Raw genomic sequence first — 26,224 nt, 5'->3', positions numbered from 1 at the left:
TAGCAAACATATATTACCTTTACAATAGATCTAAATTAATTTAAAATAATTCCATTTTTGAAACGAATTATTGTTTCTGTAACAAATGACTTAGTAAACGACCAAAGAGTGCATAAAGTTTGCTCCACTCTCTTAGAGATGGATTATGACATTGTATTAATTGGAAGAAAATTAAAGAATAGTCAATCTATTGAAAGACCTTATACAACTATTCGCTTAAATTTAATTTTTAACAAAGGATTTCTATTTTATGCTGAATACAATATTCATTTATTTTTTAAACTACTTTTTTTAAAAAAAGATGTTTTATTAAGCAATGATTTAGATACATTACTACCAAACTATTTAATTAGTAAACTTTTTAAGAAGAAATTAGTTTATGATAGCCATGAGCTATTTACAGAAGTACCTGAATTAATTGATAGACCTTTTGTAAGAAGCTTTTGGTTAGCTATTGAAAAATTAATTTTACCCAACATAAAAAACAACATTACTGTATGTAAATCAATAGCCAAGTATTATAAATTTAAATATGGCGCTGATTTTTCAGTTATCAGAAATTTTCCTAAAAAAATAAATAGCATAAAAACAGGAAGTTTTCCATTTAAAATTGAAATTCAAAAAATAATTCTTTATCAAGGTGCTTTAAACATAGGTAGAGGTCTTGAACTAATTATTGACACAATGCTTTTTTGTCAAAACACAATTCTTGTAATTATTGGGTCAGGAGATATTGAACACGCTTTAAAAAAGAAAGTCTTAGATTTAAAACTATCAGATAAGGTTAAATTTATTGGTAAAATTAATCCTTTTGAATTAAAAAAATTAACTCGACTAGCGGATTTAGGATTGAGTTTAGAAGAAGATATTTGTTTAAGTTATAGATTTGCCCTACCAAACAAATTATTTGATTACATTCAGAGCAATGTTCCTGTTTTGACATCGGATTTACCAGAAATGAAAAACATTGTTTTAAAATATAAAGTTGGTGAAATAGTAAAAAATAGAAATCCCGAAAAATTAGCAAGTCAAATTAAAATATTACTTAAAAATACCAATTACTTTTCAATTGAAAAATTTGAATACCCAAAGAATGAATTAAATTGGGAAAAAGAAAGTGAAAAGCTAAAAAACATTTATCGTAATTTAAAATGATTGTTATTTATAGCGAAAACATATCAAACCGTTTGATTTACAGTTTAAATGTAGTTTTTAATCATGTATTAAAAACTACATTTAAAATCGTTAATCTTGAAACTTTTGACAATTCTAAAAATCAAGTTCGTGTAAATTACAGTTCTAAAAATTTAAAAGATTGTATTTCAATTATTCCTCATAAAATTCTTTTTGAAACTGATATAAATAAACAGAAGATTAAACCTAAATGGATAGAAGATGTTCCATATTTCTTTAAAACATGTGATAATTCACTTTATGGTTTTGACATCTTTGCAAGTACCTTTTTTATGGTTTCTCGGTATGAAGAATATTTTCCCAAAAATTTAGATAATCATTATAGATTTAAAGCTGAAGATTCATTTGCTTTTAAAAATAATTTTTTAGAGCTTCCAGTTGTAAACCTATGGGCATTAAATTTAAAGAAAGAAATTGCTAATCTTTATCCAGATTATAATTTTCCTCAAACCAAATACAAGTATATAAATTCAATAGATATTGATATTGCATATGCATATAAAGGTAAAGGGATTTTTCGGTTGTTTGCTGGATTTACAAAATCAGTTTTAACTTTAAATAAAAGTGAATTAAAAAATCGGCTTAAATTTATTCTAAAAAAACATGACATTTACAATTCTTATGATTTCATAAATAAAATTCAAGAAAAATATAATACTACAAATCACTATTTTATTAATTTAGGAGATTATGCCAAATTCGACAAAAACTTGCATCATAAAACTAATTCAATTCAACAATTAATAGCCTCTCTTAACTTAAACAATAAAAACCAGATTGGAATTCACCCTTCCTACGCTTCAAACAAAAATCCATTAAAAATTGGAATTGAAAAAAAACGATTAGAGAAAATAACCAATCAAAAAATAACTAATAGCAGACAACATTTTTTAATGTTAAGCTTCCCAAGCACCTACGAAAATTTATTAAAAAATAACATATCCCATGATTATACAATGGGTTATGCCAGTAAAATTGGATTTCGGGCAGGCATTTGTTCAACCTTTCCCTTTTTTAACATATTAAAAAATGAGGAAGAAGATTTATTAATTACTCCTTTTCAAATAATGGATGGAACTTTAAATCATTATGAAAAATTAAAGCCCGAGCAGGCAATTAAAAAAATAAATAAAATTATTAATTCTATAAAAAAAGTAAATGGATCATTTGTATCCTTATGGCACAATTCATCATTAAGCGAAACCAATGATTGGGAAAATTGGACAATTGTTTATGAAAAATTAGTTGAAGAGGCTAGTAAACATTAAGTTTTATTCCGCTTTTGGAACTGAACACAAATACCCCAATTTATATAAATCGAACAAAAATAGAGAGGGGAAATTACTTAATAAATTTCTTTCTATCGGTTTTTTAAAAATGTAAAATAAACCTTTAATTATCCAATTTAGTTTTACAGAAGATAGAATTCTAAAGCTTTTTAATAACTTTAAATTGTCTCCTTTAATTATTGCATTATTACTCAAATATAACAAGTTTTCAATCCCTTCTTTGGTTTTATTTAAAAAAGTTAAATTATTTTCAATACCAAGATGAAAAACAGGATTATTAATATGATCAATTTTAATTCTGTTAAGTTTTAAATTTTCAACAAAGAGAACATCTTCAAAACCATATTTAACTATGTTTTCATTAAATTTTATAGAGTTAAAAATTGTTTTATGAATCAAAACATTTGTACCAGTAGCAAATTGATAAGGGCTTTTTTTCCTTCTTTCAGCTGAAATTTCTTCTCTTTTTTTCCCATAAACCAATCTAAGAGGTTTATTTTCAATTTCATCTACCTCCTTATATTCAATACCTCCAAAACAAACCTTTGTATTGTTTTTTTTAATAAAGTTTAAATAATTAGAGATGAATAAATCCTCTTTTGGAATAACATCTGCATCTAAAAAAAGTAGCCAATTGAAATTTGATTTTTCAACCAACAAATTTCTAATTTTACTTCTGCCAATATTTGTACTAAGTGTTATTAAATTAGTATTTAGGAAACTATTAACAAACTTATTTTCAGTAATATATCTATTTGAAGCATCACAAATACAAATAACTTCAAAATCAACTAAGAGCCCTTCAAATTGAGCATGTATCGTTTCAACAAGTTTTACTACATTATAATTATATATTGGTATTAAAACCGATAGCATTAAACTCCAGAATTTTTTTGCTGTACAACTTCAAACAATTCTCCCCCTTCACATTTTAAGGTTCTATAAGGAAATTTTAAAATTAATGCATAATCATGTGTTGCCATTAAAATTGTTTTTCCAGTTTGATGAATTTCTTTTAAAACATTCATAACACCAACAGAAGTAGCTGGATCCAAATTTCCGGTTGGCTCATCTGCTAAAATTAAATCAGGATCATTTAGTAAAGCTCGTGCTATTGCTACTCTTTGTTGTTCTCCTCCAGAAAGTTGAAAAGGCATTTTAAAGTCTTTAGTTTCCATACCTACTTTAGATAAAACCTCCATTATTTTTGACTTCATTTTTTCTGAATCTTTCCAACCCGTTGCTTTTAAAACAAATTTTAAATTTTCAAAAACATTTCTATCATTCAATAACTTAAAATCTTGAAATACAATTCCCAATTTTCTTCTTAAAAAAGGAATTTCCTTTTCTTTTAACATGTTTAAACTAAAATCTACAATACTTCCTGTTCCTTTTTCAAGAGATAAATCTCCATACAAAGTTTTCATTAAACTACTCTTACCACTTCCCGTTTTACCTATTAAATAAACAAATTCTCCTTGGTTAATATTTAGATTCACTTTCGATAAAACTAAATTATCGCGTTGGTATATTTCTGCATTCTGTAAAGAAAGTATGGTTTCAGACATTTAATTGGTTTTTAACAAAACTAAATATTTAAAAATAAAATTTCAACATATAGTCATTTATAATTAAAATTATTGACAAATATTAAAAATTGGAACAACTATTGCTATCAACTGTTGATAAAAAAACAACTAAAAAATGCAATTTCGAAAAAAAAATGCGTTATTAGATTATAGTTTTAAACTTCAATTTTTATTAAAATGAATTATAAAAAATTCGTACTACCATTTATAATATTTTTTATTACCTGTTCAACGTATGCGCAAAAAACAGCTATTTACACAAATCCCTTAAAAGATTATAATCATGCTATTGAATTATATCAAAATAAGGCTTACGTGGCTGCCCAACATAAGTTCAATAATATAAAAAGTAATTTTGAGAACACTTCAGAATTAAAAGCTAATTGTGAATATTATGCCGCAAATTGTGCTATTAGATTAGGACAAAGAAATTCGGATAATTTAATGCAAAATTTTGTAGATAAATATCCAACAAGTACTAAAAGAAATAATGCTTTTATTGATGTTGCTGATTATTATTTTAAAATTGGCAAATATTCATATGCCGCAAAATGGTATAAAAAAGTTAACACTACTAATTTATCCTTAAAAAAAGAGGAAGAGTATAATTTTAAATATGGATATTCATTATTTGTAAATAAAAATTATTCTGAAGCTAAAAACTATTTTTTAGGATTATTAGATTCTCAAGAATATGGAGCTCAAGCCAAGTATTACTATGGTTTTATAGCTTACAACCAAGATGATTACACCACGGCAGATAAATATTTAGGAGAAGTTGAAAATAATACTTCCTTCAAAAAAAATGTATCCTACTATTTAGCTGATATGAATTTTAAACTAGGTAAGTTTGAAACTGCTATTGAAAAAAGTGAGCCTTTATTAGCAAAATCTAGAGGTTTAGAACATTCTGAAATTTCTAAAATAATTGGAGAGAGTTATTTTAATCTTCAAAAATATGACAAGGCTATTCCACATTTAAAAAAATATAAAGGGAAGAGAGGAAAATGGAACAATACAGATTATTATTTGTTAGGTTATTCTTATTACAAACAAAATGATTTTGAAAATGCTATTAATTATTTCAATAAAATAATAAATGGTGATAATGCTGTATCACAAAATGCTTATTATCATTTAGCTGAATGTTACTTAAAATTAGATAAGAAAAATGAGGCTTTAAATGCATTTAGAAATGCCGCGCATATGAAATTTGAACCTGAAATTCAAAAAGACGCTTGGTTAAATTATGCGAAATTAAGCTACGAAAACGGGAATCCTTATAAAAGTGTCCCTGAGGTTTTACAAGAATATAATACGTTATACCCTAATTCAACACACAATAACGAGATAAACGATTTAATTATTAGTGCATATATTACTTCTAAAGATTATAAAGGAGCCTTAGAGTTCTTAAAAAATAAAAAAAGCAAAAAAGATATAGGACTATATCAAAAAGTTGCCTTTTACAGAGGTGTTGAATTATTTAATGAAGGAAAATTTGAACAAGCAAATGAAAAATTTAAAAACTCCATCTCTAACCCACAAGATCCTTCTTTTACCGCAAAATCAACATTTTGGAAAGGAGAATCCAACTATAGGTTAAATAATTTTACAGATGCCTTATCAGATTTTAAAAGTTTTTCTGTAAATACCGAAGCCTCTAAAACAGTTGAATTTGAACAGGTAAATTACAACCTTGCTTACACCCTATTTAAACAAAAAGAATATTCTAAATCAATTGAATATTTTAAAAAATACATCAATAAAAACACCAATGATAAAATAAGAATAAATGATAGTTATTTAAGAATTGCTGATGGATATTTTGCAAACAGAAATTACTCAAGTGCTATTAATTATTATGACAAAGCTATTGGTTTAAATGGTATTGACGGAGATTATGCTCATTTTCAAAAAGCTATTAGTTACGGCTTAACTGGAAAAGAAAATCAGAAAATTGATGAATTAAACTTTTTTCTAAATAAATACGCAAGATCAACTTATAGAGATGATGCATTTTATGTTTTGGGTAATTCATATATTAAAAAAGGGAATACACAAAAAGCAATTTCAAATTTTGATCAACTTATAATTAATTTTAAAAGGAGTCCGTTAGTATCTAAATCACTTCTTAAAAAAGGTTTAGTTTATTATAACAGTGATCAAAATGAGAAAGCTTTAGCTAGCTATAAAAATGTGGTTAACAGATTTCCTAATACAGCTGAAGCCAGACAAGCGGTTAAAGATGCACGTCAAATTTATGTAGATTTAGGAAGAGTTGACGAATATGCTAGTTGGGTAAAAACTGTTGATTTTATAAATGTAACCGATGCTGAATTGGATAATGATACTTATGAATCGGCTGAAAAACAATACTTACAAAACAATCACAATAAATCAATTACTGGATTAAAAAGATATATTCTAAAATTTCCAAATGGTTTACATTTACTTCAAGCAAATTTTTATTTAGCGCAATCATTATTTTCAGTTAACAAACGTACCGAATCTATTCCTTATTACACTTATGTAACAGGGCAGCCGCAAAATGAATTTACTGAAAATTCTTTATCTAGGTTAGCTTTAGTTTTATTAGAAAACAACAATTGGCAACGTGCCATTCCTATTTTAGAAAGGTTGGAAAATGAAGCGGATTTACCTCAAAACATAACCTTTGCACAATCCAATTTAATGAAAGGATACTACGAGAATAAAAACTACAACAAAGCTGTTAAATATGCCGAAACTGTACTAAAAAATTCAAAATTAGAAACCCGAATAAAATCTGATGCTCATATTATAATTGCCCGTTCTGCCATAAAAACAAATAATGAAAATAAAGCTAGAGCAGCTTATAAAGAAGTTGAAGCAATTGCTACTGGAGAATTAAAAGCTGAAGCTCTTTATTATAACGCTTATTTTGAAAATAAAGACGGTAGTTACAGAGTTTCAAATCAATTAGCTCAAAAAATAGCTTCAGAATATTCAGCTTATAAATATTGGGCTTCAAAAGGATTAATTATTATGGCAAATAATTATTATGAATTAAAAGATGCCTACCAGGCTACTTATATTTTAGAAAGTGTTATTAAAAACTTTTCACAATTTAATGATGTAGTTGATGAAGCTAAAGCGGCACTTAGTAAAATAAAAATAGAAGAAGCAAAAACTAATGAATCTGTAAAAAACTAAAATTTACAAATTCAAAAGAAAACATTTTATAGTTAAACAGAAAAATTTATCCAATGCGTAAGCTAATTATAAGTTCAATATTCATATTAACAGCAACTATTTCTTTTTCTCAGGAAACTAGAATAGACACTTTAAGAACTGAAGAAATATCGGTTGTAAAACCATATACGCCTTCTATTTCAGATGCTTTTAAAATAAAATCAAATCCTGTAATTGATACATTATCAAAAATTAAAAAAGAAAAAGTTAATTATAGTATTTTCAGTATCCCTGTAGCGTCAACCTTTACTCCTTCAAAAGGAAAAGCAAAAGGTATAACTAGAGCTCCAAAAGAACAGTTATATGATAATTATATATCTGCGGGTTTTGGAAATTATACCAGCCCTTTATTTGAAGCATATTTACATACGGGAGATCCTAGACATAACGATTTTGGAGTTTTCATAAATCATCATTCTTCTGAAGGAGGAATAAAAGATTTACAATTAAATGACAATTTTGCTAATACTAGAATTGATGCTTTTTATGAGCAATTTGATAAATACTACAATTGGCAAATAAATGCAGGTGTACAACGTAAATTGTTTAATTATTACGGAATACCAACTAATGTTCAATTTGATGAAACCGTTGTTAATTCAATTGATGAAAAACAAATTTACAAGAATATTTATGTAGGAGGAAATGTAAGTTTTGAAGATTCATTTTTTAAAGGAGCTACTGCTGAGTTAATGAATTTTTCAGACAATTATGATAGTAATGAATTTAGGTTTACAGTTAAGCCAAAATTAGAATTTCCTATTTCAACTGAATTTATTAATAGTGAATTTTTAGTTGATGTAATTAAAGGGAAATTTGAGCAAAACTATCAAAATTCAAATGCAATTGATTATAGCTTTTTAAATCTTGGTTTTAGCCCAAGTTTTGAGGTTTTACGTGAAAATTTAACCGTAAATCTAGGTGCTAAAATTTATTATTCAAGTGATTTAGATAATAAAACCAATAAATTTTATGCCTATCCAAATGTTACAGCTTCACTTAAAGTAGTTGATGAAGTATTTATTTTGGTTGCAGGAGCTACTGGTGATTTAATTCAAAATAATTATCAAGATTTTTCAAATGAAAATCCATATGTATCGCCAACATTAAATATTTTACAAACAGATAAACAGTACAAAGCTTTTGTTGGTGCTAAAGGTAAATTGGCTTCAAACGTTAGTTATAATTTTGAAATAAGTCATACAAATGAAAATGATAAACCTTTGTTTATTCAAAATCAAACAAAAACAAATGGAAGCTTAGATGTTTCTCAAGGATATGAAGCTGGAAATTCATTTAACGTAATATACGACAACATTAAAACATTAGGATTTTCTGGAGAGGTTGCTATTGATGTTTCAAAAGAATTTAATTTTGGTGGTTCTATAAATTATTCAAATTACACTACAGAAACCGCATTAGAAGCCTGGAATTTACCATCTATAAAAGCATCAATTAATGCCAATTACCTTAACAAAAATTGGTTTGCAGGTGCAAAATTATTCTTTAATGGAGAAACTAAAGATTATATAATTCCATATGGTTTAAGCAATACTGAAGGAAATATTATTGAAAATAATTCTTACGTAGATTTAAATTTAAATGGAGGATATATGTTCTCTGATAGGCTTACTGCTTTTGCTAAAATTAATAATATTTTTGCTGATAATTATGAACCTTTTGTGAATTACCAAGTGCAATCTTTACAAATTTTGGCAGGGATAACTTATAAATTTGACTTATAAAAGATAAAAATATTATTTATGGGATTTATGCTCTTTTGTTAAATTTAGTTGCTTAATCCCATTTATTATATTTTCTGAAAGATTTAATAACCACTTTAATTGCTCAGAAACAAGTTGAATTTCATGTAACTGAATTTTCATTGTTTCTGTTATCATTTTTCCTTCCAATATTTCTTGATCTCTTTGTTTTGATAAGTTATCAAAATAGTTGTCATAAAATTCTTGGGCTTCTTTTAATTTAATCTTTTCCTGGCTATTAAAACTAAATTCATTATTTAATAGTTGAACTGAAATATCTAAATTTTTAGAAATATATTTAATATAAGTTTCAAATTGCTTTGGAACTTCCATTGTTTTATTGGTTCTTAAAAACATTCCCAACGCAGAAAGAGAAGATAAAAAAGTATTGCTAAAGGTTACCAATTCATAAATTTCACCAAGCTCTTTCTTTTTAGACTTAGGCTCCTGATTCATCCTTTGATATGCTGCATTTAAATCTCCTACTTTAAGAAAAGAATCTTTTCTTGCTAACTTATAAGATGTAGGCAGTTCCCCTTTATTATGATAAAAAGTATCTATTTCTTTTAAAAACACTTTATTGGCAGAAATTGTTTTAATTAAAAATTCATTTATATTTTGAATTTGCCAAGCTGGCCATAAAAAATAATTTGCAGTAAATGCTAAACCTGCACCAATTACAGTATCCAATACCCTAAATTTTATAACTTCTAAAATATTTGGTTCCAAGGAAGCATAAATAAAAATTACATGTAACGTAATAAATACAGCTGCATTTCTATAATTTAACTGAATAAATGATAGTGCAATTGGCAAAGAAATTACTGCAATTACCCCATAAACCCATATATTTTGAGTAATAAAAATAATACTAACTGCAATTACCGCTCCTATTAAAGTTCCTATAACTCTATTTTTAGATCGTTCTTTAGTTAACCCATAACTAGGCCTCATTATTACAACTAAAGTTAGCAAAACCCAATAAGAATTTTGCATTTCAAACATACTTCCCAATATAAAACCCAAAGCCATTGTAACTGAAAGACGCAATGAATGTTTAAAAATTGGTGATTTTAAATTAAAATTAGCCCAAAGCTTTTTTAAATCATAATCTTGCGGAGTGATAAAACGTTCGGCATCCTTTATTGCTACAATTTTATCATTATGAATATAATTATTTAAAATTCTTTCAATACCCGATATTCTTTGTACTTGCTTTTCTTGGTAAGTCTTTAAATTTAATAGCATTATTGTTCCAACTCTAGATTTGGGTAAGCCTACCAAAATTCTATAATAATCTATTTGAGTTTTAATATTGAATAATGTTTTCTTAATTTCTAAGTTCTCTTTTAAGTTTTCTTGTTTTAAAATTACTTTAGAAATATGCTCTAACTGATTTCCAATTTCAGTCATTAATTTTTTAAAACCAACAATTTTCTCTTGATGATCTTCAAAAATTAAATCAAATTTATCATAATCAACAGGATTTGAAATAGCTAAATCATACATTTCCATTAATTGAGCGAATAATAATTGCTCCCTCCTTGTTCTATTTGAAAAACCAGAATTTATCCTTTTTCTAAGTATAACTTCGCGTATATTCTCATGATTCTCATTCAATTCTGTTTGAAGTTCAAACATTCTTTTAAAAAGAGCATCTCTATTTTCTTTTTCAACTAATAACTTACCTCTAAGTTTTAAAAATTCTGCTGTTTTTTCAATAGTTTCAACAAATAAACCATCTGTTTGGATTTTTGGAAATAAAAAATTAGCTAATAAAACCAACCCCAACAACCAAAAACCACCCAAAGCAACTAATAGAGAATGATTGATTAATGAAATATTAGAACTATTTTGAGTAAAGCTTAAAACTATAGCCAATAAACCTGTAAATGAAATTAATGAAGCTCTAAACCCAAAAATGGATATATAAGATATTAAAAATACTAAAATCACTAAAAGAGGTAGAAAAACATAGATATTAGATGAAATAGAGCCAGTAATAAAAGTCATTGAAAACGCCAATAAGATTGCACTTAACAATCCAAAAAATAAATGCTTCAAACTTCCAGGAGCATATGCTGGTGAACAAAATACAACACCCAAAGAAACACTAAAACCAATACTAACACTACCTAAAACAAAATTTGAGATAAGTACAGGCGAAACTGTTGCTATTCCAATAACAATTGCTTTTACAAAATTTACACTTTTAAAAAATCTCTTTAAACCTGCTATCATACACATTAAATAATTGACAAATTTACATAGTATTTATTAATTCAGTAGTTTTATAAATTATATTATTGTTAACCAATTTCTATGTTTTTACACAAACACCCATACAATCCTTTTATACCACAAAATGCTACAAAATTAATTGTAGGCACATTACCTCCTCCTAGATTTTATAAAGGTCTTTTAAAAAAGGGTGATGTGGACTTTTGTTATGGTAGTATTGATGGTCAACTTTGGAAAATTTTAGATGAAATATTTTCTCTGAATCTTCAGTTTGAAACCACTGATTTGGCAATTAAACAACGTAAAGACTTTTTAATAAATAATAATATTGGAATTTGTGATATTGTTGACTCCTGTAAAAGAGAAAAAATTGACGCTTCAGATTTAGGAATGAAAAATATTAAGTTAAGAGATTTAATTAACTACTTAAACCTTTTCCCTAAAATAGATACATTATTATTAACTGGAGGCAATAGTAAAAATGGTCCGGAATATCATTTAAGAAGACTTTTAAAATCTAAAAACATTGAAATTTTAGCAATTGAATTACAAACTCCAAAAATTCATTCATTTAAAATCAAACACAGAACCATTAAAGTAGTATCATTAACTGCACCATCTGGCGCTGCAAATAGAGCAGTTGGAAGCAATCCTGAATATAAATTGTTAAAACATAAAAACCCTGAATTTAACACTTTCGATTTTCGAGTTTTACAATATAAAAGGTTTTTTTAATTATTTATGCGATCCATCACAAAACGGACTATTTTTAGTTTCTTTGCAAACACATAAATATTTTGTTTCTGTCTTTTCTGCCGTAAATACCTGAGGACTCATCCCCTTTCCTTTATGATTCCCATCACAAAATGGTTGACTTTCTGATAAACCACAAGTACACCAAGCATATTTTTTCCCCTCTTCTAATTCTACAGCAAGAGGATTATCTCCTGCTCTTTTTGGTAAATTCATAATAAATTATATTTAGTTATTTGTTAAAAATAAGAATCTAATAAATGGAATCCTATTTTCCCTCCAATAACTCAACAAATACTTAAAAATTTTAACAAAAAATAATTACTTTTTAATGTAAATTTGCAAATAACTTAATAATTTAAAATATGAAAGCATTTTTCTCAATTCTACTATTAGCATTCGTTGTTTCGTGTAACTCTTCAGATGATGATATTTTAGCTCCTCTAGGACAGACTGAAGATAATATTATTGAATATTTAGCCACAAATAATATAAATGCAGAAAGAAGTGATTCTGGTTTGTATTATATTATTGAAGAAGAAGGCGAAGGAGATTTAGTTGATATAGAAGCTTTAGCAACAATCAGTTATACAGGATATTTTCTTGATGGTACTGTTTTTGACGCAAGTGGAACAAGTGGATATTCTTTTTATATAAATAACTTAATTAAAGGTTTTTCTGAAGGAATTACAAAATTTAAAAAAGGTGGAAAAGGAAAATTATTTATTCCACCAAGCTTAGGCTATGGAAACTCAGGAACTTCAACTATTCCGGGTGAGGCAGTATTAGTTTTTGATATAGAAGTTATAAATGTAAATAACCCACAAAATGAAGATAATATAATTGCATATTTAAATGATAATAATTTAGTTGCCGAAAAGACAAACACAGGCGTTTACTATATCACAGAAAATGAAGGAGATGGAGAATCTGTATTAGAAAATTCTAATGTTACCATAAACTATAAAGGTTATTTTTTAGATGGAACAGAATTTGAAAACAGTCCAGATGGTGGAGCTACAATTGAACTACAAAATACAATTAAAGGTTTTTCTAATGGATTGTCTCAATTTAAATTAGGAGGAAAAGGAACCATCTTAATAACGCCAGATTTGGCTTACGGAGAAAATGGTATTTCAAATCTTATACCACCAAATACTGTTGTTATATTTGACATAGAGATCTTATCTATAAATTAAAACATAAAAAAAGGGTAGAAAATTTTCTACCCTTTTTTTTATCTTATACTTTTTATAAAATCAGGAATTTTATCTATTCCTTTATCCGTTATATAGTTTACAAAAGCAGAACCTATAATAGCGCCTTTTGCTTTTGAAGTTGCCATTTTAAATGTTTCAGCATTAGAAATACCAAAACCAATTACTTGCGGAGCTTTTAACTTCATACTAGCAATTCTTTCAAAATAGGTTTCTTGTGTATTACCAAAACTGTTTTTAGCACCAGTAACACCTGCTGAACTTACCATATAAATAAATCCGTTTGAAATACTATCAATAAAACGAATACGTTCATTAGAAGTTTGAGGCGTAATTAAAAACACATTTATTATGCTGTATTTTTCAAAAATAGCTTTGTAATTTTCATTATAGTCCTGCACAGGTAAATCTGGAATAATTAAACCATCAATACCAATTTCAGCACATTTTTTACAGAAAGCTTCCACTCCATATTGCATCATTGGGTTAAAATACCCCATAATAATTAAAGGAATTGAAACTGTTTTTCTAATATCTTTTAATTGATTAAATAACACTTCTGAAGTCATTCCGTTTTCTAAAGCAGCAGTAGAACTAGCTTGAATAGTTGGTCCATCAGCTAAAGGATCACTAAAAGGTAATCCAATTTCAATAAAATCAACACCACTTTTCTCTAAGTTTTCAATTACCTCAACTGTATCATTTAATTTCGGATAACCAGCCGTGAAATATATGGAAAGCAACTTTTTATCTTCTTGTAATTTTTTATTTATTCTGTTCATTTTTATGTCTTATTATGTTCTCCGTCACTCTGAACTTATTTCAGGGTCTCATCAAGATTGATGATTCAAAACCCATTTGATGAGATGCTGAAACAAGTTCAGCACGACGAATTGTTTAAATATTTCTTTGTTATAATAATTTCAACGTTTCTAATTTAGGATTCTTTTCCTTTATCAAGTTAATTTTCCAATTTTTACGCCAATTTTTTAATTGTTTTTCTCTCAAAATTGCTTGATTAATATCTGTATACTCTTCAAAATAAACTAATTCAGTAACATTATATTTTAATGTAAAAGTTGATCCTCTTTTTTCTGAATGCTCACCTATTCTTCTATTTAAATTATCTGTAACTCCTATATAAAACGTGGTTCGATACTTATTAGTTAAAATGTATATGTAACTTAATTTCATATTGATTGAGAACAAATTATCGTCAACCTGAACTTGATTCAGGTTCTCATAATGAATAGAAACCTATAAAATGTGATGCTGAAACAAGTTCAGCATGACGTAACCTTTACTATTTTAAAACTTAAAATATTTAATATATGTATCTAAATCTTTATCTCCTCTACCTGATAAATTTAAAACAACAACATCGTCTTCTTTAAATTTCTTGGTTTTAAAAACAGCCAATGCATGTGAACTTTCAATAGCTGGAATAATTCCTTCTAGTTTACACAATTCTAATCCAGCTTGCATAGCTTCATCATCCGTAATTGAAAGAAATTCAGCACGTTTACTTTCGCACAAATGTGCATGTAAAGGTCCAACACCAGGATAATCTAACCCTGCAGAAATTGAATAAGGTTCAATTATTTGTCCATCTTTAGTTTGCATTAATAAGGTTTTACTTCCGTGAATAACACCTTCATTCCCAAGTACACTGGTTGCTGCACTTTCTCCGGAATCTACACCTAAACCAGCTGCTTCAACAGCAATTAAATTAACTTCTTCTTCATCTAAATAATGATAAAAAGCACCAGCAGCATTACTTCCTCCTCCAACACAAGCAATTACATAATCCGGATTTTCTTTTCCTTCTTTTGCTTTTAATTGCCATTTAATTTCTTCTGAAATAACAGATTGAAACCTAGCAACCATATCTGGATAAGGATGTGGCCCAACCACAGAACCAATAATATAATGTGTATCAACTGGATTATTAATCCAATCTCTAATTGCTTCGTTTGTTGCATCTTTTAATGTTCTACTACCTGATAATGCAGGAACAACAGTTGCGCCTAACATTTTCATACGAGCAACATTTGGAGCCTGACGTGCAATATCAATTTCCCCCATATACACAATACATTCTAAGCCCATTAAAGCACAAACTGTAGCCGTTGCAACTCCATGTTGTCCTGCTCCAGTTTCGGCAATAATTCTATTTTTACCTAGCCTTTTAGCCATTAAAATTTGCCCAATAGTATTGTTAACCTTGTGAGCTCCTGTATGACATAAATCTTCTCGTTTTAAGTATATTTTAGTGTTATACTTTTCAGATAAACGCTTTGCAAAATATAAAGGAGTTGGTCTTCCAACATACTCTTTTAACAATTCATCAAATTCTTTTTTAAAAGAAGCTGACTGCATTATTTTTAAATAATTCTTACGTAATTCTTCTACATTTGGATATAACATTTCAGGAATGTAAGCTCCACCAAACTGACCGTAATATCCATTTTCATCTACAAAATAACTCATTATAAATTTTGTTTAAATTCTTTAATATCATTTATATTTTTCAAAGCAGGTTTAATTTCAAAACCACTATTTATATCCACTCCTGCAAAAGCTTTATATGAAATCTCCTTAATTCCTTCTGCATCTTTTTTTGAAATTCCACCACTTAATAAAAATGGGGTTTCCCCTTTGTAATTGTCTAAAACCTGCCAATTAAACTTAACTCCGTTACCACCATAATCTTTTCCTTTTGTATCAAAAAGTAAGAAGTCGCAAACTTTCTGATAGGCATCTGTTCTTGAAAAATCAAAATTATCATCTATTGAAAACGCTTTGAATATTTCAACTTTTCTAATTAATAAAACTTTTAATTCTTCAATATATTCAGGAGTTTCATTTCCGTGTAATTGAATAGCATCTAATTTATTTTCATCAACTATTTCAATAACATTATCAATAGATTCATTTACAAAAACCCCAACTTTTTTTATTTCTGAAGGAATTTCTATCTCCGGAAAATTAGTTACAAAACGTTTCGATTTACCATAAAATATAAAGCCTAAATAATCTGGTTTTAATTTTATTAGTTCCGAAATATTTTCGGCATCTCGCATTCCACAAACTTTAATTTTCATTTTCTTATCCTATTTGATCAATAAATTCTTTACAAGCTTGACCTGGATTTTCAGTTTTCATAAAATTTTCACCAATTAAAAATCCTTGAAAACCATATTCTTTCAACCCTGTAATAACTCTTGGATCGCTTAATCCACTTTCAGAAACTTTAATACAACTATCGGGTATTTGACTTGCCAATTCTATAGAATGCTCTAAATCAACCTTAAATGTTTTTAAATTTCTGTTATTAATTCCTATTATTTTATTCTCTAATTCTATTTTATCCAATTCTTCTTGATTGTGAACTTCATACAAGACATCTAACCCTAAATCTTCAGCTAACTTTCCGTAGTTCTTCAATTCTTCTTTGGTTAAACAAGCTGCAATTAACAAAATTACATCTGCCCCAATTGCCTTTGCTTCAACAATTTGAAATCCATCAACAATAAAATCTTTTCTTAAAATTGGAGTTGTATCTTGCACTGCACGCGCTTTCATAACATCCATAATGTTACCCCCAAAAAAATGAGTATCAGTTAAAATAGATTGCGCCGCAACTTTTGCATCTAAGTATCCATTAGTTACTTCTTCAATTGTAGCTTTATCATTTATAATTCCTTTGGAAGGAGATTGACGTTTAAATTCAGCAATAATCCCTGTCGAGCCAATACTTAACAAATTCTTTTTTAAGGATAAAGGTACTCTCTGAAAATTAGGACTTTTCACTAATTTTTCAATTTGAACTTCTTTTTTTAACTGTGCAACTTCTTGCTTTTTATATGCTATTATTTCTTCTAAAATATTCATATTTAATTACGAATTTTCAATTATGAATTACTCTTTATTTAATGCGAAACTGAAACAATTCCAGCACGGCGATTTATCCCTAATTATCAATTAATTTTGATAAACTTTCTTTTGCTTTTAATCCAAACAATGAATCTTTTGCTTCTTCAAAGGCCGTTTCAAAAGATTTATTTGCATCAAATGTTTTCAATGCAAATGCCGCATTTGCCAATACCGCATTATTTTGTGCACTTGTTCCTTTTCCATCTAAAATTGAAACAAATATTTTAGCAGCCCCTTCAACAGAATGACCTCCAAATATTTCCGATTGCTCTAACCTTCTTAGCCCTAAATTTTCTGGAGTAATTACCTGTTCATTATCTTTTGTAAACAACTTAAAACCACTAGTTAACGAAATTTCATCGTAACCATCTAAACTATGAACTATTGCATAATTTTGAGTAGTTTCTTGCAATAAATAATTATAAAGTCTTGCTACTTCTAAATTAAAAACTCCAACCATCTGATTTTGAGGATTACTTGGATTTACCAAAGGCCCCAACATATTAAAAAATGTTTTCATTCCCAATTCTTTACGAGCTGGACCAACTGCTTTCATTGCCGGATGGAATAATGGAGCATGTAAAAAACATATATTTGCTTTATCTATTTGGTTTTTTAAAGTAGCTTCATCATTTGTGAATTTATACCCCAAATATTCTAACATATTTGACGAGCCACTAATTGAAGATGAACTATAATTACCGTGTTTAGCAACTTTATTTCCAGTACCAGCAACAATAAAAGATGTTAATGTTGAAATATTAAAAGTATCTTTTCCGTCACCTCCTGTTCCACATAAATCAATAGCATTAAAATCTGATAAATCTATTTTTACCGCCAACTCTAATAAAGCTTCTCTAAAACCTGCTAATTCATTAACAGAAATTGGACGCATTAAAAACACTGTTAAAAACGATGCTATTTGAGTATTGTTAAACTTTTCAGCAGCAATTTCAATTAAAATTGCTTTCGCTTCTTTCTTTGTTAAGCGTTGCTGCTCAAATAATTTATTTAGTATATTTTTCATTTAATTTATTTTAATGAAAGAGATTGCCACAATTGTACCTCCTTCAAAAGGTCAACTTTTATTTATTTGCATCTATAAAATTACGAACCATTTTTTCACCCGTTGGAGTTAAAATAGATTCTGGATGAAATTGCACCGCACTAATATTATATTCTTTATGTTGAATACTCATAATGTCTCCAAATTCATCTTCTGCTGTTATTTCTAATTCAGAAGGAAAATCTTTTTTTGAAGCAATCCAAGAGTGATAACGAGCAGCTTCAAAATTTGATGAAAAATCTTTATAGATTACTGCATCCTTTTTTGTAATATTCATTGTTGTTGCAACTCCGTGAAAAACTTCATCCATATTTTCTAAACTTCCACCAAAAACTTCAGTAATTGCTTGCAAACCTAAGCAAACCCCAAAAATTGGTTTTTTCCCTGCATACATTTTAATAGTATCTTTTAAAATTCCTGCTTCATCTGGAATTCCAGGACCTGGCGATAAAAATATTAAATCAAACTCATTTATAGCATGAATAGCTATTTCATCATTTCTAAATACTGTTGGATATTCACCTGTAATATCCTCAATCATATGAACCAAATTATAGGTGAATGAATCGTAATTATCTATTATTAAAATTTTCATTGTATCAATTTCTATTTTCATCCCCCTGAATTTAGTTCAGGGTCTCATCATTTTTCAAAGAGATTCTGAAACAAGTTCAGAATGACGTGTTTTATTTAAATATTTTCTGCTAGAATTAATGCTTTTTTCAAAGCAGCTAATTTGTTATTTACTTCTTGTAATTCTCCTTCTTCTGAAGATTTCATTACAATCCCTGCCCCTGCTTGATAATATAATGTATTGCTTTTACTTACAAATGAACGAATAGCAATTGCCAAGTTTACACTATTATCTAAGCCTATAAAACCAACTGCTCCCCCATAAAAACCACGTGTTTGGTTTTCATAAGTATCAATTAATTCCATCGCCTTAAATTTTGGTGCACCACTTAAAGTACCTGCAGGAAACGTATCTCCAACAATTTCAATAGCCTTTCCTTTTGGTTTTCCTTGCACTGTTGAAACCAAATGAATTACATGACTAAAATATTGAACTTCTTTAAATACTTCAACATTTACATTACTTGCGTGTTTACTTAAATCGTTACGCGCTAAATCTACCAACATTACATGCTCGGCTGTTTCTTTTTGATCCTTTGAAAGCTTTTCACCTAACAAAATATCTTTAGCCATATCACCAGTTCTTCTAAATGTACCTGCAATTGGATTAATAATTGCTTTTTCCGTATCTATCTTAATTTGTGCTTCTGGTGAAGAACCCATTAATTTAAAACTTCCATAATCGAAATAAAATAAATATGGCGAAGGGTTTATTGACCTTAATGCTCTATAAACATTGAATTCATCACCTGAAAAAGATTGTTGAAACTGACGAGATAAAACCAATTGAAAAACATCACCTCTTTTACAGTGTTGTTTTGCTTTGGTTACATTATTTTTAAAGTATTCATCTGTTATATTTGAAGATTCTTCTCCTTCAATTTCAAATTTATACAATCCGTAAGTACGAGAATTTATCAAAGTTTCCATTTCGTGAATTCTAGATTCCTCCCCTTCTTCAATATTTTCAATTAAAGTTAATTCATCATTAAAATGATTAATAGCTATAATAAAACGGAAAAAACTAAATTGTAAATCTGGAATTTCAGATGGTGCTTTTTTAGCTTTTAATTTTATAGTTTCAAAATACTGAATAGAATTGTAAGAAATGTAGCCATAAAAACCATTAAAAGATTTAATTGCTTCATCACAATCAACAACTACTTTACTTTTATAATCTTCAAAAATTGGATAAAAGTCTCTATTAATTTCTTTTGAATCTAATTGTTTTCCTTTGTAACTATATGTAAACTCGTTTTTATCTGCCTTTAAAGTAACTATAGGATCAGCGCATAAAAAAGTATAACTCTCTTCTTTACTATGATAATCTGAACTTTCTAACAACAAACTATTAGCGTATTTATCTCTAATTTTAGAATACAAACCAACTGGTGTAACCGTATCTGCTAATTGCTGTTTTGAAATAGTTTTAAATTTTATGTTTTTCATTTTAGTTGAAATAAAAAAAGGACTTATCGCGAGATAAGTCCTTTTTTGTTATATATTATTTTTTAAATATAATGGATGCTTCTCGCTTATTTAATAAGAGAGTTCCACCACCAAATCATATTTAAACTGTTATTCATCATTCTTGGCACAAATTTAGCATTCATTTTTAAATAAGCAAACTATTCATTAAGAAATTAATTTATTAAATTTGAAAAAACACATTTATGAAAAATTCACATAAAATCGCATTAATATTTACATTATTAATAATTGTAAATATTAATTCTCAGGAAAAATTAAAAGGAAATAAGGAAGTAAAAACTGAAAATAGAGATATTTCGGATTTTAACAAAATTGAAGTTATTGATGATCTTGATGTTGAATTAGTTTTTAAAGAAAAGCAATCAGTTAGTGTTGAAACAGATTCAAACTTACAAAGCAGTGTTATAACTGAAGTAATTAATGGAACACTTTCTATTAAATTGAATAATAAAATAGTTAGAAAAAAAGAACTAATTGTTTATATAGGTGTAAATGAAAAATTAAGAGGCATAGATAGCTATAACAACTCAAATATAAAATCAAAAATTTCAATACTAATAGACACCCTTTCTATAAATGCATTTGACAACTCTGATGTTGATTTAAAATTAAACTCTAAGCAAGTTAAGATTAACAGCAAGAAAAACAGCGATTTAGACCTTGAAATATCTACAAATTCCATTTCAATATTAGCAGAAGAATCATCTGAAATAAAAGGAACTATTGAAGCTAGTGAAACTCAAATTAATTTAATGGATAGATCTTCTTTAAACATTTCTGGCTCAACAAATAATTTAGAAATTGAAACCCTTGATAACAGTACTTTTAAGGGAAAAGATTACAAAGCCAAAACTGCAATATTAAATGCAACAAACTCTTCAAATGCATATATTAACAGCCAAAAAACGATAGAAATATTTGCGAAAAATTCTTCGGCAGTTTATTTATATGGTACTCCTATAATAAAATTAACTGAGTTTTTTGACAAAGCAACTTTATACAAGAAATAGTTACAATTAAACTAAACTTAAAATTTGAACAACAATAATTAACAGCACCATTGCAATTGGATAAACAGTTGCATAGGCTACCGCAGGCGCATCTGTATCAACTAAATTATCAATTGCTGCTAAACCTGGAGTACTTGTCATACTTCCTGTTAAAGTACCTAAAATTGTAAGTATGTTTATTTTTAAAACATAAATGGCAATTATAGTGGTAATAATCATTGGTATTAATGTAATTGCAATACCGTAAACAAATAACTCAACACCATATTCTAAGAAAGTTTCAACAAGACTAGATCCTGCACTTGTACCAACAGCAGCAAGGAAAAACAATAATCCAAATTGTCTTAATAATTGATTCGCTGCACCCGTCATAGTCCACATAATTGGTCCTGTTTTACCAGTTCTACCTAACACAAGAGCCACTAATAAAATACCACCTGTTAAACCTAAACTAAACGAAAATGAACTAAAATTAATACTCAACTTCCCTACTAAAATTCCCAACAAAATTCCAGCTGCAATAGGCATAAAATCGGTATTTGATAGCTTACTTGTATCATCACCAAAAATACGACTTACGTGTTTCATAGTATCTTTATGACATACTACAATTAATTTATCCCCAAATTGCAATTTAGTAGATGGACTTGGAGAAATGTTTATACCTGAACGACGAATTCTAGTAATAGTAGCACGATAGGTTTCTAAAATATTTAGTTGCCCTAATGTTTTCTTAACTACATCTTTATTAGTAACTAATACAGATCTAATATCAAAATTATTATCAGATGGTATTTCTTGATCTGTTTCACCACCAATTAATAATTTAACTCGCTCTAAAGCATCATTAGTACCTACAGCTTTTATTATATCTCCTTTATGAAAAACTACTTTTGGCTCTGGTACAATAACAACATTATTGTGCATGATTCTAGAAATCACTGCTTTGGTCATAAATCGGATATTTAATTCTCCTAAAGTTTTACCAATAACACTTTCATTTTCAACAATAAAATATTTTCTTGTAATTTCTGGAAATCCCGTAAGAACTTCTTTTTTATAAATATCTTCTTCTTTTTTAAGATCTATACGAAGTATTTTAGGTAAAAAACTAACAAAAAGAATAACACCAATAACACCAAATGGATAACCAATACCATAACCAATTGAAGCTAAAGGAGATCCTGTTGCATCAATTGCAGCTGCTAAACCTGGTGTACTTGTTAAAGATCCATTTAACAAACCAATACACAAGTTTTTATCAATACCTAAAAAGTAAAAAACGCAAAAAGTAATTAAACCTGCACTTGAAATAAGCACAGTTGCTAACAGAGCTAATTCTCTTCCATTTTTCTTAAATGATTCAAAAAAACTTGGTCCGGCTTGTATTCCTATCGTAAAAATAAACAATACCAAACCTAAATATTGAAAGTCTTTTGGAATTACTACTCCAAAATGCCCAAATACTAATGCTACAAAAATAACAGCAGAGACATCTAATGAAATACCTTTTATTTTAATTCGACCAATAATAAAACCTATTAAAATAATTAAGAACAATGCAAAATAACTGTTGGACAATAAATTCATACTTCTGTTTTTTGATATGCAAAATTACTCAGTATTTCAGACTAAGAATAAAATATTTACAGTAATCACGAAAACGATTGAAGAAAAAAAATATAATAAACGAAAAGAAGGCTGTCTAAAAAATGAAATTATCTTTAATCTTTACTTGTTTCAGAACCTAATACTGTTTAATTATCAGTATAATGAGATTCTATAATAAACTCAGAACAAATAACTTAACTACTTTTTAGACAGCCTTTTAAAATAATAACCAAGAATTTTTAATCCAAAGCCCCTAAATATCTTTCAGCATCTAGAGCTGCCATACATCCTGTTCCTGCAGCAGTTACAGCTTGTCTATATTCTTTATCTTGTACGTCTCCAGCCGCAAAGACACCTGGTAAATTTGTTTTAGTAGATTTACCTTTTGTTTGTAAATAACCAGTCTCATCCATATCTAAAATTCCTTTAAATATTTCTGTATTAGGCTTATGACCAATAGCAATAAAGACACCTGCTACATCTATCACTTCTTTTTCATTTGAAATATTATTAAAAACACGAACTCCTTCAACAACGCTTTCTCCTAATACTTCATCAATTTCTGTATTATATTTAACTTCTAAATTAGGCGTTTTATCAACTCTATGTTGCATTGCCTTTGAAGCTCTCATATAATCTTTTCTAACTAAAAGAGTAACTTTATTACAAATATTAGATAAATATGTTGCTTCTTCAGCAGCTGTATCTCCAGCTCCTACAACTACAACATCTTGTTTTCTATAAAAGAATCCATCACAAGTAGCGCAAGCAGAAACCCCACCACCTATTAAACGTTGTTCACTTTCTAATCCTAAATACTTTGCAGTAGCTCCTGTAGAAATAATTACTGATTCCGCTTCAATCTGTTTGTTTTCATCAACAGTAACTTTATGAATACCACCAACTTTATCGCTAAAATTAACAGCTGTAACTAAACCAAATCTAACTTCAGTTCCAAAACGTTCTGCCTGATTTTTTAAGTCTTCCATCATTGCAGTTCCATCAGTTCCATTTGGGTAACCAGGAAAATTATCCACTTCAGTTGTTGTTGTTAATTGCCCCCCCATTTGCATACCGGTGTACATAACAGGATTTAAATCTGCACGCGCAGCATAAATAGCAGCAGTATAACCTGCTGGACCAGAACCAATTATTAAACATTTTATTCTTTCAATTGTATCAGACATAATTAATTCATTTTAATTTTTTGTGAAACAAATTTATATCAATTTATCAAACTTGAACCATTTTGTTCATAATTTTTAATAATGATGGTATAACTTCAATTAATAAGACGAAATATTTTCTAAAAACCCTTATATTTAAAAAATATTAAAATCAACTTTCATTAACATTAAAATGCAAAAATATAATTCCATTGAAGAAATAGAAAAATTTATTTTGAATACAAACTTTGTCTTATTGTATTTTAATACTATTTCTTGCAGTGTTGGAGAGGCTCTTGAGCCAAAAGTGAAAAAATTAATAAAAGATAAATTTCCAAAAATCGAATATTATAACGTAGATATAAACTTATCTCCCGAAATATCAGCCAAATACAACGCTTTTGTAGAACCAACAATATTAGTTTTTATTGAAGGAAAAGAATACATTAGAAAAAGTAGAAATATTGGTTTATTTGAACTAGAAGAAGCCATAAAAAGATTATATGAACTTATTTTTTAAGTTTTCCTTGCAAAATCTATTTATAGTAGTATCTTTGCAGTCCGAAATTATTCGGGGTGTAGCGTAGCCCGGTTATCGCGCCACGTTTGGGACGTGGAGGCCGCAGGTTCGAATCCTGCCACCCCGACTGAGATTAAAAAAACCTTGATAAAATTTATCAAGGTTTTTTATTTTTAATCTTGGCCCAACTAATTAATAATTGGGCCTAAAATATAGATTAATAGATTCCTATGTAAAAAGAGTCGGCACCGCTATCAAGTTCTGCTCCTTTTGTAAAACCATCAGGTAATGTACTTTTAGGATCAAACATATAAATATTTCCTTTTTCTCCTAGAGGCGCAATAGTCATATAGAAATTTCCATCTTTCCCTAAAACCCCAGATTGGTAGTACCACATCCAAAGGTTATTTGGTAAATTCAATTTAACAACCGTTTTACTATATAAATCTACTCTTGCAACTCCCCAAGGTGTAGCAGTATCATTACCACTTCCAACAGAAGCATCATAAAAGGGAACGTACCCAATCCCATTACCAACATAAAACCATCCATTTGCACCAACTTGAGACATACCTAATGCAGTTGACAAATCTAATTCATAAGAATTATCATATGCCCCTCCTTCAATTTTAATTATTTTAGCAGGCTCTGCAGTTAAATGGTAAATATCTCCCAATTCATCTGTATGGTAAACAGGCGCTCGATAACCATAAGTTGAACCTTTAGCTATTTCAGATTCTAACAATATTGGATTTTGTAAAGAAGGATAATCTACAACCAATGTTGTAGCTTTATAGTCACTTGTATTTATATTTTCATCAGTATTTGGGTCGTAACCTCGTTTAGCAACTCCATAATATGCTTTACCTCCTTGAATAGTTGGGTTATCTATACGCCAAATATGTAAACCATCTTCTGTTCTTGGTAAAATAAGCTCAGAATTTTCAGCTAAAGATAAATCAGATAATACAATACGCTGTAAAACGGCTGTTGCATCAGTATAAGAATACACATCTTTTTCGTAAATATTCTCGGTATTTACGGTATGTACAAGGCCATCATCTCCATTGAGCACTTTCCATCTTGGGTAAGCCGTACCCATTGCAATTTGAACATTTGTTTCTTCTAGCTGAACATAATTAGAAGCTCCTTTTATTTCATATTTATAAAGCATACCTCCTCCATAACTAAGATTGTACAAGTACTTCCCTGAAGGCGAACCGTATATTCTTGCAGTACGTACAGATGGCACCTCAAAACCTTTCCCTTTAAAAGAAATATTTCCGCTTGATAAATCTGTAAATGCTTGCGCATAAGTACCTGAGTTTCCCTCAGAACTAACTCCAAAAGCTACATTGTAAAATTCTTGACTTCCTTTTGGAAATACTTCTTCTTGATCTGTATCGTCAGAGTCGCAACTCGTAAACAATGCCCCAACCATAGTTGCTGATAATAACAATGTTTTACTAATTGATAATAGATTTGTTTTCATAATATTGATAATTAAATTT

The 26,224-nt window shown here is 28.3% G+C and carries 23 protein-coding genes and 1 tRNA gene; 9 read left to right on the top strand and 15 right to left on the bottom strand.

Annotated elements, in window-relative coordinates; all coding sequences use genetic code 11:
• Nucleotides 1–57: 57 nt before the first annotated feature.
• Together DAD81_RS01970 and DAD81_RS01965 are read left to right on the top strand one after the other, a co-directional pair.
• The gene (locus DAD81_RS01970) at nucleotides 58–1,155 is read left to right on the top strand and encodes a glycosyltransferase (RefSeq protein WP_157961055.1); all 1,098 of its coding nucleotides are present in this window, start codon (nucleotides 58–60) and stop codon (nucleotides 1,153–1,155) included.
• Nucleotides 1,152–2,462 (top strand): polysaccharide deacetylase family protein, encoded by a 1,311-nt coding sequence (locus DAD81_RS01965; protein ID WP_111706545.1) that lies wholly within the window; start codon nucleotides 1,152–1,154, stop codon nucleotides 2,460–2,462. The genes DAD81_RS01970 and DAD81_RS01965 overlap by 4 nt, the downstream gene beginning before the upstream one ends.
• A 3-nt stretch (nucleotides 2,463–2,465) precedes the next feature.
• On the opposite strand, the gene DAD81_RS01960 is transcribed toward DAD81_RS01965, so the two are convergent.
• Nucleotides 2,466–3,359: a glycosyltransferase family 2 protein gene (locus tag DAD81_RS01960; protein ID WP_111706544.1), complete on the bottom strand. Its 894-nt coding sequence runs from the start codon at nucleotides 3,357–3,359 to the stop codon at nucleotides 2,466–2,468.
• Nucleotides 3,359–4,051 carry a cell division ATP-binding protein FtsE gene (locus DAD81_RS01955; RefSeq protein ID WP_111706543.1) on the bottom strand — a complete coding sequence of 231 codons (693 nt, stop codon included), beginning with the start codon at nucleotides 4,049–4,051 and terminating at the stop codon, nucleotides 3,359–3,361. Before DAD81_RS01955 ends, DAD81_RS01960 begins: the two co-directional genes overlap by 1 nt.
• Nucleotides 4,052–4,249: 198 nt before the next feature.
• Between DAD81_RS01955 and DAD81_RS01950 the strand changes: the two genes are divergently transcribed.
• Both DAD81_RS01950 and DAD81_RS01945 read left to right on the top strand, forming a co-directional pair.
• A complete protein-coding gene (locus tag DAD81_RS01950; protein ID WP_111706542.1) occupies nucleotides 4,250–7,267 on the top strand; it encodes a tetratricopeptide repeat protein in 3,018 nt (1,005 codons plus the stop codon).
• Nucleotides 7,268–7,320: 53 nt separating this feature from the next.
• Nucleotides 7,321–9,051 carry a TonB-dependent receptor gene (locus tag DAD81_RS01945; protein WP_111706541.1) on the top strand — a complete coding sequence of 577 codons (1,731 nt, stop codon included), beginning with the start codon at nucleotides 7,321–7,323 and terminating at the stop codon, nucleotides 9,049–9,051.
• A gap of 12 nt (nucleotides 9,052–9,063) precedes the next feature.
• On the opposite strand, the gene DAD81_RS01940 is transcribed toward DAD81_RS01945, so the two are convergent.
• Entirely contained in the window at nucleotides 9,064–11,310 is a 2,247-nt protein-coding gene (locus DAD81_RS01940) for an FUSC family protein (protein ID WP_179950007.1), read from the bottom strand.
• Between the two features lie 81 nt (nucleotides 11,311–11,391).
• Between DAD81_RS01940 and DAD81_RS01935 the strand changes: the two genes are divergently transcribed.
• Nucleotides 11,392–12,045: a uracil-DNA glycosylase family protein gene (locus DAD81_RS01935; protein ID WP_111706539.1), complete on the top strand. Its 654-nt coding sequence runs from the start codon at nucleotides 11,392–11,394 to the stop codon at nucleotides 12,043–12,045.
• On the opposite strand, the gene DAD81_RS01930 is transcribed toward DAD81_RS01935, so the two are convergent.
• A complete protein-coding gene (locus DAD81_RS01930; RefSeq protein ID WP_111706538.1) occupies nucleotides 12,046–12,279 on the bottom strand; it encodes a CDGSH iron-sulfur domain-containing protein in 234 nt (77 codons plus the stop codon). It lies immediately after the preceding gene.
• 149 nt (nucleotides 12,280–12,428) lie between these two features.
• Between DAD81_RS01930 and DAD81_RS01925 the strand changes: the two genes are divergently transcribed.
• Entirely contained in the window at nucleotides 12,429–13,262 is an 834-nt protein-coding gene (locus DAD81_RS01925; protein ID WP_111706537.1) for an FKBP-type peptidyl-prolyl cis-trans isomerase, read from the top strand.
• 38 nt (nucleotides 13,263–13,300) lie between these two features.
• On the opposite strand, the gene trpA is transcribed toward DAD81_RS01925, so the two are convergent.
• The 8 genes from trpA to DAD81_RS01885 form a co-directional block, all read right to left on the bottom strand.
• Nucleotides 13,301–14,062, bottom strand: a complete 762-nt coding sequence (gene trpA, locus DAD81_RS01920) for a tryptophan synthase subunit alpha (protein ID WP_111706536.1) — start codon at nucleotides 14,060–14,062, stop codon at nucleotides 13,301–13,303.
• A 130-nt stretch (nucleotides 14,063–14,192) separates the two neighbouring features.
• A complete protein-coding gene (locus DAD81_RS01915) occupies nucleotides 14,193–14,474 on the bottom strand; it encodes a GIY-YIG nuclease family protein (protein WP_111706535.1) in 282 nt (93 codons plus the stop codon).
• Between the two features lie 114 nt (nucleotides 14,475–14,588).
• Nucleotides 14,589–15,770 carry a tryptophan synthase subunit beta gene (trpB, locus tag DAD81_RS01910; protein WP_111706534.1) on the bottom strand — a complete coding sequence of 394 codons (1,182 nt, stop codon included), beginning with the start codon at nucleotides 15,768–15,770 and terminating at the stop codon, nucleotides 14,589–14,591.
• A complete protein-coding gene (locus DAD81_RS01905) occupies nucleotides 15,770–16,384 on the bottom strand; it encodes a phosphoribosylanthranilate isomerase (protein ID WP_111706533.1) in 615 nt (204 codons plus the stop codon). Before DAD81_RS01905 ends, trpB begins: the two co-directional genes overlap by 1 nt.
• Before the next feature lie 4 nt (nucleotides 16,385–16,388).
• Nucleotides 16,389–17,174 (bottom strand): indole-3-glycerol phosphate synthase TrpC, encoded by a 786-nt coding sequence (gene trpC / locus DAD81_RS01900; RefSeq protein ID WP_111706532.1) that lies wholly within the window; start codon nucleotides 17,172–17,174, stop codon nucleotides 16,389–16,391.
• Between the two features lie 79 nt (nucleotides 17,175–17,253).
• Nucleotides 17,254–18,243 (bottom strand): anthranilate phosphoribosyltransferase, encoded by a 990-nt coding sequence (gene trpD / locus DAD81_RS01895; RefSeq protein ID WP_111706531.1) that lies wholly within the window; start codon nucleotides 18,241–18,243, stop codon nucleotides 17,254–17,256.
• 58 nt (nucleotides 18,244–18,301) lie between these two features.
• Entirely contained in the window at nucleotides 18,302–18,877 is a 576-nt protein-coding gene (locus DAD81_RS01890; protein WP_111706759.1) for an anthranilate synthase component II, read from the bottom strand.
• A 95-nt stretch (nucleotides 18,878–18,972) separates the two neighbouring features.
• The gene (locus DAD81_RS01885) at nucleotides 18,973–20,364 is read right to left on the bottom strand and encodes an anthranilate synthase component I family protein (protein ID WP_111706530.1); all 1,392 of its coding nucleotides are present in this window, start codon (nucleotides 20,362–20,364) and stop codon (nucleotides 18,973–18,975) included.
• A gap of 224 nt (nucleotides 20,365–20,588) precedes the next feature.
• Between DAD81_RS01885 and DAD81_RS01880 the strand changes: the two genes are divergently transcribed.
• Nucleotides 20,589–21,416, top strand: coding sequence for a GIN domain-containing protein (locus DAD81_RS01880; protein ID WP_111706529.1), 828 nt, complete (start codon nucleotides 20,589–20,591; stop codon nucleotides 21,414–21,416).
• A gap of 6 nt (nucleotides 21,417–21,422) precedes the next feature.
• Here the strand turns inward: DAD81_RS01880 and DAD81_RS01875 are convergent, their stop codons facing one another.
• Both DAD81_RS01875 and trxB read right to left on the bottom strand, forming a co-directional pair.
• Nucleotides 21,423–23,006, bottom strand: coding sequence for an aspartate:alanine exchanger family transporter (locus DAD81_RS01875; RefSeq protein WP_111706528.1), 1,584 nt, complete (start codon nucleotides 23,004–23,006; stop codon nucleotides 21,423–21,425).
• A 260-nt stretch (nucleotides 23,007–23,266) separates the two neighbouring features.
• Nucleotides 23,267–24,214 (bottom strand): thioredoxin-disulfide reductase, encoded by a 948-nt coding sequence (trxB, locus tag DAD81_RS01870; RefSeq protein WP_111706527.1) that lies wholly within the window; start codon nucleotides 24,212–24,214, stop codon nucleotides 23,267–23,269.
• A 172-nt stretch (nucleotides 24,215–24,386) separates the two neighbouring features.
• Between trxB and DAD81_RS01865 the strand changes: the two genes are divergently transcribed.
• Together DAD81_RS01865 and DAD81_RS01860 are read left to right on the top strand one after the other, a co-directional pair.
• A complete protein-coding gene (locus DAD81_RS01865; protein WP_111706526.1) occupies nucleotides 24,387–24,713 on the top strand; it encodes a thioredoxin family protein in 327 nt (108 codons plus the stop codon).
• Nucleotides 24,714–24,765: 52 nt separating this feature from the next.
• Nucleotides 24,766–24,840, top strand: a tRNA-Pro gene (locus DAD81_RS01860).
• Between the two features lie 90 nt (nucleotides 24,841–24,930).
• Here the strand turns inward: DAD81_RS01860 and DAD81_RS01855 are convergent.
• Entirely contained in the window at nucleotides 24,931–26,205 is a 1,275-nt protein-coding gene (locus DAD81_RS01855; RefSeq protein WP_111706525.1) for a hypothetical protein, read from the bottom strand.
• Nucleotides 26,206–26,224 lie beyond the last annotated feature (19 nt).

The sequence above is a fragment of the Lutibacter citreus genome, assembly GCF_003260195.1.
In the GTDB taxonomy this organism is placed as follows: Bacteria; Bacteroidota; Bacteroidia; order Flavobacteriales; family Flavobacteriaceae; genus Lutibacter; species Lutibacter citreus.
The sequence above is the reverse complement of the archived record's forward strand: the minus strand, read 5'-3'. Positions and strand labels throughout refer to the sequence as shown.

Bases quoted from the DNA above. Each gene is read 5' to 3' on its own strand.
- DAD81_RS01940 (WP_179950007.1), bottom strand. From the start codon at position 11,310: ATGATAGCAGGTTTAAAGAGATTTTTTAAAAGTGTAAATTTTGTAAAA.
- DAD81_RS01865 (WP_111706526.1), top strand. From the start codon at position 24,387: ATGCAAAAATATAATTCCATTGAAGAAATAGAAAAATTTATTTTGAAT.
- trpB (WP_111706534.1), bottom strand. From the start codon at position 15,770: ATGAGTTATTTTGTAGATGAAAATGGATATTACGGTCAGTTTGGTGGA.
- DAD81_RS01855 (WP_111706525.1), bottom strand. From the start codon at position 26,205: ATGAAAACAAATCTATTATCAATTAGTAAAACATTGTTATTATCAGCA.
- DAD81_RS01905 (WP_111706533.1), bottom strand. From the start codon at position 16,384: ATGAAAATTAAAGTTTGTGGAATGCGAGATGCCGAAAATATTTCGGAA.
- trpD (WP_111706531.1), bottom strand. From the start codon at position 18,243: ATGAAAAATATACTAAATAAATTATTTGAGCAGCAACGCTTAACAAAG.
- DAD81_RS01875 (WP_111706528.1), bottom strand. From the start codon at position 23,006: ATGAATTTATTGTCCAACAGTTATTTTGCATTGTTCTTAATTATTTTA.
- DAD81_RS01930 (WP_111706538.1), bottom strand. From the start codon at position 12,279: ATGAATTTACCAAAAAGAGCAGGAGATAATCCTCTTGCTGTAGAATTA.
- trxB (WP_111706527.1), bottom strand. From the start codon at position 24,214: ATGTCTGATACAATTGAAAGAATAAAATGTTTAATAATTGGTTCTGGT.
- DAD81_RS01880 (WP_111706529.1), top strand. From the start codon at position 20,589: ATGAAAAATTCACATAAAATCGCATTAATATTTACATTATTAATAATT.
- DAD81_RS01960 (WP_111706544.1), bottom strand. From the start codon at position 3,359: ATGCTATCGGTTTTAATACCAATATATAATTATAATGTAGTAAAACTT.
- DAD81_RS01890 (WP_111706759.1), bottom strand. From the start codon at position 18,877: ATGAAAATTTTAATAATAGATAATTACGATTCATTCACCTATAATTTG.
- trpC (WP_111706532.1), bottom strand. From the start codon at position 17,174: ATGAATATTTTAGAAGAAATAATAGCATATAAAAAGCAAGAAGTTGCA.
- DAD81_RS01950 (WP_111706542.1), top strand. From the start codon at position 4,250: ATGAATTATAAAAAATTCGTACTACCATTTATAATATTTTTTATTACC.
- trpA (WP_111706536.1), bottom strand. From the start codon at position 14,062: ATGAACAGAATAAATAAAAAATTACAAGAAGATAAAAAGTTGCTTTCC.
- DAD81_RS01925 (WP_111706537.1), top strand. From the start codon at position 12,429: ATGAAAGCATTTTTCTCAATTCTACTATTAGCATTCGTTGTTTCGTGT.
- DAD81_RS01915 (WP_111706535.1), bottom strand. From the start codon at position 14,474: ATGAAATTAAGTTACATATACATTTTAACTAATAAGTATCGAACCACG.
- DAD81_RS01965 (WP_111706545.1), top strand. From the start codon at position 1,152: ATGATTGTTATTTATAGCGAAAACATATCAAACCGTTTGATTTACAGT.
- DAD81_RS01935 (WP_111706539.1), top strand. From the start codon at position 11,392: ATGTTTTTACACAAACACCCATACAATCCTTTTATACCACAAAATGCT.
- DAD81_RS01945 (WP_111706541.1), top strand. From the start codon at position 7,321: ATGCGTAAGCTAATTATAAGTTCAATATTCATATTAACAGCAACTATT.
- DAD81_RS01955 (WP_111706543.1), bottom strand. From the start codon at position 4,051: ATGTCTGAAACCATACTTTCTTTACAGAATGCAGAAATATACCAACGC.
- DAD81_RS01885 (WP_111706530.1), bottom strand. From the start codon at position 20,364: ATGAAAAACATAAAATTTAAAACTATTTCAAAACAGCAATTAGCAGAT.